This window comes from Candidatus Erwinia haradaeae (assembly GCF_900698965.1).
GTDB lineage: Bacteria > Pseudomonadota > Gammaproteobacteria > Enterobacterales > Enterobacteriaceae > Erwinia_E > Erwinia_E haradaeae_A.
In genome coordinates, this window is sequence record NZ_LR217725.1 from 804,537 (window position 1) to 818,033 (window position 13,497).

Annotated in this window: 7 protein-coding genes and 1 other RNA gene; 7 read left to right on the forward strand and 1 reads right to left on the reverse strand. The window is 34.6% G+C overall.

Features of this window, described 5'->3' with window-relative positions:
• Positions 1-10: 10 nt before the first annotated feature.
• Entirely contained in the window at positions 11-1,246 is a 1,236-nt protein-coding gene (gene fabB, locus CIPSTX3056_RS02510) for a beta-ketoacyl-ACP synthase I (RefSeq protein WP_072666365.1), read from the reverse strand.
• Positions 1,247-3,605: 2,359 nt separating this feature from the next.
• Between fabB and rnpB the strand changes: the two genes are divergently transcribed.
• From rnpB to hisS, 7 genes are all read left to right on the forward strand, one after another.
• An RNA gene (gene rnpB, locus CIPSTX3056_RS02515) (RNase P RNA component class A) lies at positions 3,606-3,987 on the forward strand.
• Positions 3,988-5,013: 1,026 nt separating this feature from the next.
• On the forward strand, positions 5,014-6,213 hold the full coding sequence (gene fabV / locus CIPSTX3056_RS02520; protein WP_072666366.1) for an enoyl-ACP reductase FabV: 1,200 nt from the start codon (positions 5,014-5,016) through the stop codon (positions 6,211-6,213).
• A gap of 455 nt (positions 6,214-6,668) precedes the next feature.
• Positions 6,669-7,106 carry a nucleoside-diphosphate kinase gene (ndk, locus tag CIPSTX3056_RS02525; protein ID WP_072666367.1) on the forward strand — a complete coding sequence of 146 codons (438 nt, stop codon included), beginning with the start codon at positions 6,669-6,671 and terminating at the stop codon, positions 7,104-7,106.
• Positions 7,107-7,678: 572 nt separating this feature from the next.
• Entirely contained in the window at positions 7,679-8,806 is a 1,128-nt protein-coding gene (rlmN, locus tag CIPSTX3056_RS02530; protein ID WP_072666368.1) for a dual-specificity RNA methyltransferase RlmN, read from the forward strand.
• A gap of 879 nt (positions 8,807-9,685) precedes the next feature.
• Positions 9,686-10,162, forward strand: a complete 477-nt coding sequence (locus CIPSTX3056_RS02535) for a helix-turn-helix domain-containing protein (protein WP_072666369.1) — start codon at positions 9,686-9,688, stop codon at positions 10,160-10,162.
• A gap of 577 nt (positions 10,163-10,739) precedes the next feature.
• Entirely contained in the window at positions 10,740-11,864 is a 1,125-nt protein-coding gene (ispG, locus tag CIPSTX3056_RS02540; protein ID WP_072666370.1) for a flavodoxin-dependent (E)-4-hydroxy-3-methylbut-2-enyl-diphosphate synthase, read from the forward strand.
• Between the two features lie 132 nt (positions 11,865-11,996).
• Entirely contained in the window at positions 11,997-13,298 is a 1,302-nt protein-coding gene (hisS, locus tag CIPSTX3056_RS02545) for a histidine--tRNA ligase (protein ID WP_072666371.1), read from the forward strand.
• Positions 13,299-13,497 lie beyond the last annotated feature (199 nt).

Genomic DNA, 13,497 nt, shown 5'->3' on the forward strand with positions numbered 1-13,497 from the left:
TGCATTAAACCTACCTACTATATAGATCTAGCTTGCTCATGATTAGTGTGGCGTTGGTACCTCCAAAGCCAAAACTATTAGACATAACCGTATTCAATTCCCGCTCTGAATATGCAGTAACAATATTAAAACCCCTAGCTTCTGGGTCTAGTATATCAATATTAATGCTTGGTGCTATAAAACTATGTTCCATCATTAATAATGCATAAATCGCCTCTTGTACTCCTGCTGCGCCTAGTGAATGACCAGTCATTGACTTTGTAGCTGAGATTGCTGGCTGATACTCAGAGAATACGGTACGAATAGCACCTAGCTCCTTTAAATCACCAATTAATGTTGAGGTCCCGTGAGTATTCAGGTAGTCAATAGGCTTATGAACGTCTTTCATTGCCATTCGCATGCAACGCATTGCGCCTTCTCCGGATGGAGCTACCATATCCATGCCATCAGACGTTGCTCCATAACCTACGATCTCAGCATAGATATGTGCATTTCGAATGATAGCATGATTTAATTCTTCAACCACTACCATACCTCCACCACCAGCAATAACAAAACCATCACGACCTACATCATAAGTACGTGATGCTTTTTCTGGTATATGATTGTATTTAGTTGATAATGCTCCCATAGCATCAAATTCGCAAGACATTTCCCAGCATAACTCTTCTCCGCCACCTGCAAACACAATATCTTGTTTGCCTAACTGAATCTGCTCAACAGCATGACCGATACAATGTGCAGATGTAGCACAAGCAGAACTTATAGAATAATTAACACCATAAATTTTAAATGGGGTTGCTAGGCATGCTGAAACACCTGAAGCCATTGCCTTTGTCACCATATATGGACCCACCCCTCTTAGACCTTTAGCCCGCATACCGTCAACACTCGCAACTTGATAAAATGGAGAACCTCCACCGGATCCAGCTACTAGCCCAACACGTGCATTGTTCTGATATTGTTCTTTAGTTAGACCAGAATCTTGAATGGCTTCCTGCATAGAGATAAAAGCATATATAGATGCGTCACTCATAAAACGTAGTGTCTTTCGCTCAATGCGTGATGCAATGTCGTTTTTAGATAATTTTATATTCCCCCACACATGACTACGCATACCGGAATTTTTTAATTCTTGTGAGAAAGTAATCCCGGAGTGCCCTGCACGTAAGGATGCTAAAACTTCGTATTGGTTGTTACCAATACTAGAAACAACTCCAAGACCAGTAATCACAGCCCGCTTCATTCTATACCTCTCTCACTTTCTTCTGTTCGAGTTCAAGTGACGCTTGATTTTACCTCTGTGCACTGCAAAAACCAATAAGATTTTTAATTCTACATGTAATATTCTTATATTTCTCTCATCAGTACATTAAAGTATAATGGTTATAAAACCAATATATATTTAAGCAGGCTTACTTGCTAATCAAAGGATTTTTATCCTATAATTTAACCGATTTTCTCTTTCAACTTATATTGAGAAAGTTCATTGTTTATAACGCTGTTCATGATTCGCCATAATTTCATACCCAGAAAGACATCATGGTCATACTAAAACATATGAATCGTTTATACGAAAAAATCATAATTTCGTATGTATAACAAATCGATGTAATCGATCTTGAAAGTTTTTAGAGATCCCTTTTCTGAGACAATATCTACATTGTAGCATTGCATAAATGTCTACATTGTATCATTGCATAATTGTATAATTGTATATTATTACATAGTAATAATAATTCTAACTATCACTTATCACTTATCACTTATCACTATATAACTTATCACTATATAACTAATAACTTATAACTGATCATATAGTTATACAGTGATTCAATAGTTGTACAGTTATTCAACCTCACTAGTATTATGAACGAACTTCTATATCATTACTTTTAACTAAATTGAATATCATCTATAACAAAAAGTACTAGTTACGCCTTGTGTAGTATACCAACGATTTTTATATCTAATTATTAAATTATATACCAGTATTTCTCTGTATCTCCTATATTCTGTATCTCTGATATTTTAACGCCTCTCGCTAATCTGAAACCGTTATAATTTTAAAAACACAAGATACGCATAATACATACAGGATATACAATTTTATCTTTATGATGATGGATGACACATCCCAGACTGTTATATCTCTTATAATCGAGATAGCAAAAGATATATAGAAATAGATCTATAATGATAGTGACCTAATATCAGTTATTCCATGAATAAATATACCTAATAAGCCCAGAATCTTCATTTATAATCGCACCACTATAATCGCACAACTGCTCGAATCGTGTAACTACATAGTATAGTCATAGTTTTGTAAAATGATTATTATCTAAAAATGCTATAAGTATTCTATACGTGATATTCTATAACTTATAAGCGTATCTGCTGAAATAACCATGGTGTGTAATGTTATGCGTTATATAGATGATAATATACTTTATATACTGTTATTTTATGTAAGATGTTAAATCTTACTTATTTTATAGATAAGTATCTATTGACCTGTTTGATAAACATTGAGCATGAATTGCGAAGTACATTGTATAGATTTACAGATCTATACTTTAGGTTAATTCTAGATATAGAATCTAATTTTTAATTGGTAATCAAAATAGAAATCTTTTGTAATTCATTGTGATTACTCAAAAACACCCTACGATAACTAACTTAACTTAAATATATACGCTATAGGTTCAATACTAAATGTTATACTCAGGACCGTAATATGCTTTTAACATTAAAGACTTATTTTGGCAATCAGCACAAATACATTTAACTCACATCGCAATCATTAGTCAAGATTCATTATAGCTTTTTCTTGTATTGCTTAAAGTCATCAGAAAATATTAGATTCTTGTACGAAGAGTATCAGTACACTTCTTAGTGTACACTACGTATCGGTGTTTTTATGAAATTAAATATAGGTTAAGAAAATTTCCTGCATTAGCAATATAATATAAGTGGTTTTATGAACCTAATATGAACCTAAAAGACGGTCGTATCATCAGAATAACTATATATTTTTAATATAAAATAGATATTTCTAGTTGTGATGTACGTTTCTCTTCTCAATGCGGTATGTTTAAAAAATCAATATACTTTACTGATGAAATCTTCACTAAAAAAACTCGTTTCAATATTATTGTTACAATATATTGTAATATATTCATTAACGAATTTCATCAAGAGCGGTATATGTTACTGTAACATGCTATATTAAATTGCTCGTTTAATATTATTATTATCATAACTATCATCTGATGTTCATAATATATCTAAAATTTAATCAGACTAGATGTAGACTAGAGTTAGTTATTAATCAGGCTATAATCAAGCAAAATTTCAAATAATAATATATTTTGCACTTACTGAGCAATACACGACTGATTGTGTCCTCGATACCTGTAAAATCACTATGATATTAGTCATGATCAAAGCATTGATACACAAGCATGTCGTAATACATTTTAATGGTTTTTGCATATACTCTTAAAAATAAACATAGAATATTGTTTATAACCACTTATTAGTAATCTATAAAAGCGGAATAATTAGTGACAAATACCTATAAACTTGTCATACTGCTCCCCGAAGCTGACTAAGCAGTCGCCGCCTGAGTAACCTGTGTTCATAAGCATGGTACATTCAGGGGGAGGAAAGTCCGGGCTCCATAGGGTACGGGTGCCAGGTAATACCTGGGGGGCGTAAGTCAACGACTAGTGCAACAGAAAATAAACCGCCGATAACCTAATTAATTAGGTTAGGTAAGGGTGAAATGGTGCGGTAAGAGCGCACCACGCAGCTGGTAACAGAAAGTGGTATGGTAAACTCCACCCTGGAGAAAGGCCAAATAGGAGCTCATTAGGTGCGACCCGCACAGAGCTCGGGTGGGCTGCTTGAGCGAGTAAGTGATTACTAGCCTAGATGAATGACTGTTCACGACAGAACCCGGCTTATCGGTCAGCTTCCTGATTGAATACAGATCTACTCTCTTCAGGTCTACTTTCTTTTCATAAATATACATAATATAAAAGAAAAGAAAATACATATGAGTAAAAATGATCGTATAACTACAACATCACGACCAGTACTCGTTGACGATCAGTATAGATTTAAAACTATCATAATCCACTATCATATTAATATAGTGTCATTAGTGTAGTGGATAAACATCCATGAGCTTTAATTGTTAAAATTTTTATGTTTTTCAAATTCAAGAAATTGATCATTTTTTGGAGAGCATCCTAATAAACCTGTAAAACATTACAATCAGCGCATGCAAAGGCATGAAAAATAAAATTCAATGAAGTAATGAAGGCAATAATGAAGGCAATGAAGTAGGAAATGAAGTAAATGCAAGTAGGAAATGAAGTAAATGAAGTACATGAAGCAAGAGCAGCATAAAGAAGTAAAAGAAGTAAAAATAGACATTGAGTCTAGACATTTACGTATTATTACTTAGTGCGTATTGTTTAGTGAGTGTTCTTCTAAATAGTGAGTATTGTTCTAAATACGGCAAAAAATACTTTTAATTATTAGGACAGCGTATGTACTCCATAACTAAAAAACCAAAAAACTACACTTAAATCTTATATTCTTATCTCACAGAGATAATACCAGTATTAGATTTTAATTCATGTAATGAATACTACGATACTATTTTAATTCCATAACCTGTATATACAGTATCATGATCTCAACTCAAAATAAAGTAAAGCATTGCGTCTTAATACTGTTAGGGACGGAAGATGTAAACATAGGCACAGTCTTTTAATTGCCAACGTGTCCATGTTATTCCTATGTAACATGTAAGATCCTAAGAATGATAACTGAAACATTCAGTGTAATTATCATTCTATTCCAGTAATTAAATTAACCGTAACACCAAAATTACGCAGTAAATTTTAGATCAATAGTCAGTCTATTGGAGTCTATTTGTATTATATCGGTATCTGATATACTATAGAATTATCTGATATATTTTTAATTGAGGCCAGAATGATTATTCAACCACGTATTCGGGGATTTATATGTGTTACAGCCCACCCTGAAGGTTGCAAGTCTAATGTAGAGCAACAAGTAAAATATGTCCTTTCTAGAGAAAAGATAAAATCTGGATCTAAACGAGCATTAATTATTGGTGCTTCAACGGGATATGGATTAGCAGCTCGAATCTCTTCCGCTTTTGCTTGCTCAGCAAGCACAATAGGGGTCTTTTTAGAGCGCCAAGGTACACAAAATAAACCAGGAAGCGCTGGTTGGTATAACACTTCTGCTTTTGAAGAATTAGCAAATAAAGAGGGTTTATACTCAAAAAATATCAATGGTGATGCATATTCAGATCTTATTAAAAAGAAAACTATTGAGCTCATCAAAAAAGATTTAGGACAGGTAGATCTAGTAGTGTACAGCCTAGCTAGTTCGCGTTGCACACACCCAAAAACTGGTAAAGTTTATTACTCCACGCTCAAACCGATAGGTAAAACATTAAGAACACGAGGGTTAAACACTGACACAGAAACTATTGTTGACATTTCGTTAGATCCTGCATCACAGAAAGAAATTGATAGCACCATAGTTGTTATGGGTGGAGAAAATTGGCAAATGTGGATTAATGCACTACTAGAAGAAGGTGCACTAGCAAAAGGCGCTAAAACTGTCGCATTTACTTATTTAGGTGAACAAATCACACACGATATCTACTGGAATGGATCAATCGGTGAAGCTAAAAAGGATCTCGATCGATACAGCATAAAAATTCGTGAGAAACTGGTAGCACATGGTAACGGTGATGCGCGCGTCGCAGTACTCAGGGCAGTAGTAACTCAAGCCAGTTCTGCCATTCCAGTAATGCCTCTTTATTTATCTCTACTCTTCAGATTAGCTAAGGAAGAAGGTACACATGAAGGTTGTATCGAACAGATATATGGATTATATAAAGATAGTTTATATAATAATGCACCTATTCTAGACACCATGGGACGCTTACGAGCAGATTACGCAGAGATACATCCTGATATTCAGGAAAAAATTATTAAACTCTGGTTTGCGGTGAACAATCAAAACCTGCACACTATAACTGACCTAGTTGGATATAAAAATGAATTTATGCGCCTCTTTGGCTTTAATTGCAAAAACATAAATTATCAAGAAATTGTTAATCCAGTTGTAAACATTAAACATCTTATTCAGATGTAGTTGACTAGACAAATAAAAGAGTTACAATTACTACAAGATTATTAAGTATCTAGATTGGCTGGTAGAATTGATGATATTATAGTAAACAATTGGATGTCATAAATTAGATATCATCAAGGCATTTGAATACTCTATCTTCTCGTTAAAAATGTGATTTTCACTGCTTATTTTAGGCAGTATAAATTTTTTAAAATTACTAATTGAAGCTATTTGAGATTATGCTATGACGAGGGATTCTACGCAATCCAAAACTATAACGCACTAATAAGTGTTATTATTCTTCTTATCCTGTGATAACAGGATCATGCAGTACGCTTTTACAAGATTATTTCATAATTTTATGCACATTAATCATCGCTAAAATTAATTGTCAATTTCCTAGAATTGATGATGCATCGCTCACTAGCGTACATAAAGCTCTTACGCTATTCTTTTTGCATTAACTAGAGCATTACATGACTATTGAACGTACTTTATCGATCGTAAAACCACATGCAGTAGCAAAAAACATTATTGGTGAAATTTTTTATCGATTAGAACGTGCTAAGCTTATCATTATTGGTAGTAAAATGATAAGATTAACTCCACTACAAGCTAGAAAGTTTTATGCAGAGCACCAAGGTAAAATGTTCTTTCAGGATCTTATTCAATGCATGACTTTAGGCCCATCTATGGTTTCTGTTCTTGAAGGAGAAAACGCGATTTATTCTTACCGTGAGCTAATGGGTGCAACAAACCCAATGCATGCTCTTTCTGGTACTATACGAGCAGATTATGCAGATAGCCTAACCGAGAATGTGATCCACGGTTCTGATTCCTCTGAATCTGCAGAACGAGAGATCGATTTTTTCTTTAATTTGAACGAGATCTTTCCACGAGCATTTCGCTCATGACATGGTCATGGTAAAAGTAAAAGTCTTTGTAATCTTGCAATGCAAAACCGTGCTGCCATATACTACTCCTAAAAATTATCTCTAAAACATGAGGTGTAATTTCTTGAGCGTAACGCATTATAACACATGTTATAATGCGTAGATTAGTTCTATTGAACTTTTTGGCTAACTCATATTAACTAAAGCTTTTTGGTACGCTCTAACATAATCTTCTATCCAAAATTTTTTTCTTAGAGCAATACAAAGCTAAGGTACTAGAATTTTTCCAGATAACTACCGATAATGTAAATGTATCGCGTATCTCTTAAGTTCTAAGATCAAACCAAACTGTTTCTAGATTATTGTGCTGTCTTCGCTATTCTATAAAATATTACAACACTGGAACCAAGCTATACTAGAAAGATAGTTAAAATCATGCATCAACCAATCTTAGGTTATTTTAAAATCTCATATAACCCTGGATCAATAATCAATAAGAATCTCCATAATAGCGGAAGAGCTTATCAATGATGTATTCTGCTGTCTCATGTGGTCCGAGAGCCAACTGGTTAATATAAGGTCAAATACTATTTATGCAGGCGTTAATGGTCAATCCATTATCTAGATCACCCACACAACTAACACAAAAAAATAAAAGAATAAATCTATTGGATTTAAATCGTCAGCAGATGCGTCAATTTTTTGTTAGTCTCAGTGCACCACCATTTTATACTGAACAAGTTATGAGATGGATGTATCGATACTACTGTTCTGATTTTTCTCAAATGACAGATATTAAAAAATTATTTCGCACTAAACTACAAACTATCGCTGAAATCCGTGCACCCGAGATAGTAAAAGAGCAAAAATCATCGGATGGTACGATAAAGTGGGCTATGCAGGTCGATCATCAGAACATTGAAACAGTATATATTCCTGAAAAAGATCGCGCCACACTATGTATATCTTCACAAGTTGGATGCACACTAGCATGCACATTCTGCGCAACAGCACAGCAAGGCTTTAACCGAAACTTACTAGTATCTGAAATTATTGGTCAAGTATGGCGCGCAGCACAAAGACTCAGTGTTACTACCAGTACTAATCAGCGTCCATTTACTAATGTAGTTATGATGGGTATGGGGGAACCGCTTCTAAATCTTACTAATGTAATATCAGCAATTGAACTGATGTTAGATGATTTTGGTTTCTGTTTGTCTAAAAGACGGGTGACTATCTCAACTTCAGGCATAACCCCAGCAATAGACAAACTGTGTCATAAATTGGATGTTGCGCTAGCAGTTTCTTTGCACGCAGCAGATAATAAACTCCGCGATCAAATTATGCCCATTAATAAAGAATATAATATTGAGAATTTACTTATATCGGTACAACGTTATATTAGTCAATCTAAAGCTAACCAAGGGAGGGTAACTATTGAATATGTCATGCTAAATCAAATCAATGACAGAATAGATCATGCGCACAAATTGGCCAACCTTCTTAAAGATATTCCATGTAAAATTAATTTAATTCCCTGGAATCCTTTTTCCGGCTCATCCTATAATCGCAGTTCAAATAGCTGCATTGATCGTTTTTCTAAGGTTTTAATGGCATATGGCTTTACTACTATTGTTCGTAAAACGCGCGGTGAAGACATTAATGCAGCCTGTGGGCAATTAACTGGAAATGTTTTTAACCGCACTAAACGTATCTTATAAAATAGTATAAAATTTTATAACATTATATGATCAACACTAATATTGATCTTTTAAAACAAAGACTTACCTTACGGTAAGCTTAGAAGATATCGATATATCTCTCTAGTATTGCTAAGAAAATAGGCCTAAAGTGAGGCCTAAAGTGAAAATTTGATATGTAGATGCTACTTTAGCGAGTCATTTTTAAAAAGGCGGTAGCTCAAAGACTGTAGAAGGATATTCAGATGCAATTCAGCACTATATTAGAGAGACAAGACAGGTAAAAACAAGTATGCTTGTTCAATCTAAATTATTCCTGTTTCAACCCAGTGTGAAGATTTTCTCCGATAGTGTTATGTGGCAATAAGATAAATAGTAAAATTATCTATAGGACAGCGTCACCATTACTATTACATAGAACGTATATCACCCTAACTTGAGCATAAACTCAGTGCATACTAGAATAGACGAGCAGTTATCAAAAGAAAAAGCTTAAAAAAGACTTAGTGGCACCTTATTCTGTAGACAGAAAATATAATTTTTCTGACATAGTCAGTGACTGTGCAAACACCTCACAAGATAAGTCACCAGCGCAGCACCTACTTCTAACAATATGTAGATACTTGTAAACGCTAGAGCATATCTGTGACATAAAGGATAAAATATATGATACTACAAGGTATAGTATATAGTCTCATACAAATAATATATGCTCACTCTAACCGGAGGAGCCCAGTCAATCTAAAAAGAAGCACAGAACATCCTTTATTACTTACTCGTGAGATCTATAGTAATGCCTATCATCTGTTTTTGTAAAAAAATAACACATCGCATGTTCTGCGTGATGCGTAAACTAACGAAATTTTTTCATTATCAATATAATAGCAGCATTTTTCGCGCATGAATACTGACAACACTCAAAATATATACAAAGTTACTTCAGCAGGGGAACGCCTACGTAGTGCCCGTGAAAACCTAGGTTTTACGCAACAATATGTTGCTAAACGTCTTTGCTTAAAAATATCTGTAATTCGAGATATTGAAGATGATAACGTACCTGCCTCGCTAGCATTAACTTTTCTTCGGGGTTATATTAGATCATATGCTCGCCTGGTTCGAATCCCTGGAGAAGAGCTAATATCTATAATAGATCAGAGGCCTGCAATAAAAGAATTGCACGTTTCAATAATGAAAAGTTACTCTTTAGATAAGCATAAGAAGCAAAGAGAGAGGTTATTAATAATATGTATATGGTTAGCGGTATTCTGTTTTTCAGTGATAATTATTGTATGCTTCTGGCAAAACAACACCGCTACTCAAGATAATACCTCTTTCATAAATAGTCAGCACACAGAAAACTCAATGGATAATCATTAATTTTTAGAAACATACAGATTCATCTTGATTAGATTAACGTGACCACTAATTGTAATCTCTATTATAGGTATAGGTTCTACAAACCTTACTGTCTTTGAAAGACATTAAAAACCTGACCTATATGTCATATAGCTCCATACTAAAAATTAAAAAATTCATAATTGGTTTTTTACATCCTGTATAACCAGTCTCTTTCTTTAAGTTTAGCTTATCAGCGGTGGTGATCGTTCTAAATCAGTGATAATACTGCTAGTAAATATGCCTCGATTTGTATCAGTGATAGATAAAATCAAACCACTCCCGATCAATATCTATTATAAATATATGAATATATATACTTACTACCTAACGATATATATAGCTATTAAAACGAATTTTAAAATTTTAGAATTTCAGTAAACCATACTCTGTCTTTATTTAATTTTCAGCATCCGTCCATTAAAGACGCTAAACCTCTCTAGTCATTATTGGCATCGAAGTTATTAAGCAATATCAACTATATGAGATAAGGTTTCTGTCTAATGGTGATCACATTAAAACAGATCTTTCTCAAGTGAGAAGTAACTACGGAGGAACCATGTCTCATGTCCAACAAATTACACGTCGTAAGTCAACACGTATTTATGTTGGCACAGTCCCTGTGGGTGACAATGCCCCCATTACTATTCAATCTATGACAAATACCTGTACAACGGATATTGCAGAAACTGTTAGTCAGATTAAAGCTCTAGAGCGTATCGGTGTCGATATTGTGAGAATCTCAGTACCTACCATAGAGTCTGCAGAGGCTATTCGTTCAATCAAAAAACAAGTCAATGTACCAATAGTAGCAGATATTCATTTTGACTATCGGATTGCTTTAAAAGTTGCTGAATATGGTGTAGATTGCCTTCGTATTAATCCAGGTAATATTGGCAATAAATCACGTATTCGTTCTGTTGTTGAATGCGCGCGATATCATGATATTCCTATCAGAATCGGAATAAACAGTGGGTCATTAGAAAAAGATCTACAACAAAAGTATAAAGAACCAACGCCGAAAGCATTATTAGACTCTGCTTTGCGTCAGATTGATTATTTAGATAAGTTAAACTTTAATACATTTAAAGTTAGTGTAAAAGCATCTGATATTTTTATCGCTATGGAGTCATATCGTCTCTTAGCGCAACAAATTGAGCAACCGCTACATATAGGTATCACAGAGTCTGGTGGCGCACGGGCTGGAGCAGTAAAGTCAGCAATTGCTGTTGGATCGCTTTTATTAGAAGGTATTGGTGATACACTACGTATTTCTCTAGCAGCTAACCCGCTAGAGGAAGTTAAAGTTGGCTTTGATATCCTAAAGTCTTTACATATTCGATCACGAGGTATTAATTTTATTGCATGTCCAACTTGTTCACGCCAAGAATTTGACGTAATTAGCGTAGTAAATACCCTAGAAGAGCGCTTATCAGACATTTTAACACCAATGAATGTTGCTATTATAGGATGCATGGTGAATGGCCCTGGTGAAGCTAAACTGGCAGATATAGCAGTATCTGGTAGAAAAAAAAGCAGCAGTCTCTATGAGGATGGCATTCAATTACGTGAGCGTCTAGATAATCAGATTATTATTGATCAACTTGAGGCATACATTCGACGTAAATCGTGTACAATCAGTGCTACCCGTCGAATTGATATAAAAACTATCATAAATCGCTAAAATTAAAACGTTTTTTGTTTTTAAGAGTAATAATTAAAAGTAAATGGTCAAAATAGGAACCATATATATGGTAGATCTTAGTTAGATAAACTGATTTTATTTAAGTTTTTTCATTTTAAGAGAATACATGTAGTGACGAAAACAATACAAGCTATTCGTGGCATGAATGATGTGCTACCAGGTGACATCTCTCTCTATCAGTATGTAGAAAAAGTTCTTAAAAAGGTACTTTTAAACTACGGTTTTAGTGAAATTCGCACTCCAATTATCGAATATACGCCTTTGTTTAAACGCGCTATTGGTGAAGATACTGATATTATTAATAAAGAAATGTACAACTTTAATGATCGTCATAGTAACAGCATAACCCTGCGCCCAGAGGGGACCGCCGGCTGTGTACGTGCAGGTATTGAACATGGCCTTCTGCATAATCAAGAACAACGTCTATGGTATATGGGACCCATGTTCCGCTATGAACGTCCACAAAAAGGCCGATATAGACAATTTTACCAAATTGGCTCTGAGGTATTTGGACTCAAAGGCCCAAATATTGATGCAGAACTGATTCTCATGACTGCTCGGTGCTGGCGATTACTGGGTATAGCTAATCATGTTCACTTGGAACTAAACTCTATAGGTTCAATAGAAGCGCGAAAAAAATATCATCATGCACTAGTTAATATACTTGAAAAGCATATTTCAATACTAGATCACGACTCTAAACGCCGTATGCATTCTAATCCAATGCGATTATTGGACAGTAAAAACCCTTCTATAAAAGCATTATTTGACAATGCACCACCGCTTGGGGATTATCTAGATAATAAATCACGAGAACACTTTACTGAGCTGTGTCGCTTACTAGATCTTTCTGGTGTTTCTTATCGTATCAATCAGCGTCTTGTGCGTGGCTTGGACTACTATAATAACACGGTGTTTGAGTGGATTACCAATAGCCTTGGTGCTCAAGGCGCAGTATGCTCAGGAGGACGATATGATCATTTGGTCAAACTCTTGGGTGGAGGTGATATTCCTGCAGTTGGTTGCGCTATTGGACTAGAACGCCTGGTATTGCTTGTTCGTTTAGTTTCTCCCCTATTAGAACACCAACAAAATGTTGATATCTACCTGATCTATTTGGGTCAAGGTACAGAAAATGCTATGCTCCTTTTTTCTGAGTATCTCCGAAATAAACTACCGGAATTTAAAATAATGACTAATTTTGGTGGCGGCAGTTTTAGCACACAATTTACTAGAGCAAACAAATTAGGTGCGCGTATTGCTTTAGCGTTAGGTGAAGATGAAATCAAACATCATCAATGTATAATTAAAGACTTATATAATGGCATTCAAAAAACAGTATCTCAATGTCATGCAGCTGACACGCTGCGGGTGATATTAACTGATACCTCAAAACAGCAAAATTCACTTTAGGCTCAATAAAGTGTACCAAGAGTCCGCTGGTTCAGTTGATTTAACATAAACTACAGTTTTTATGAAATTCTTGGTTAAGTCCTGTTAGCTCACCTTCCTAAAAACGTATATCTTGCAAGATGCGCCAATCTATACCTAGAAAAACATTTACGCATTGTTATGTCTTGGGTGTTTCATAAAGAACGTGTCAACATTACTA

Excerpts from the sequence above, each read along its gene's own strand:
- fabB (WP_072666365.1), bottom strand. The coding sequence starts at position 1,246 with ATGAAGCGGGCTGTGATTACTGGTCTTGGAGTTGTTTCTAGTATTGGT.
- fabV (WP_072666366.1), top strand. The coding sequence starts at position 5,014 with ATGATTATTCAACCACGTATTCGGGGATTTATATGTGTTACAGCCCAC.
- ndk (WP_072666367.1), top strand. The coding sequence starts at position 6,669 with ATGACTATTGAACGTACTTTATCGATCGTAAAACCACATGCAGTAGCA.
- rlmN (WP_072666368.1), top strand. The coding sequence starts at position 7,679 with ATGCAGGCGTTAATGGTCAATCCATTATCTAGATCACCCACACAACTA.
- CIPSTX3056_RS02535 (WP_072666369.1), top strand. The coding sequence starts at position 9,686 with ATGAATACTGACAACACTCAAAATATATACAAAGTTACTTCAGCAGGG.
- ispG (WP_072666370.1), top strand. The coding sequence starts at position 10,740 with ATGTCTCATGTCCAACAAATTACACGTCGTAAGTCAACACGTATTTAT.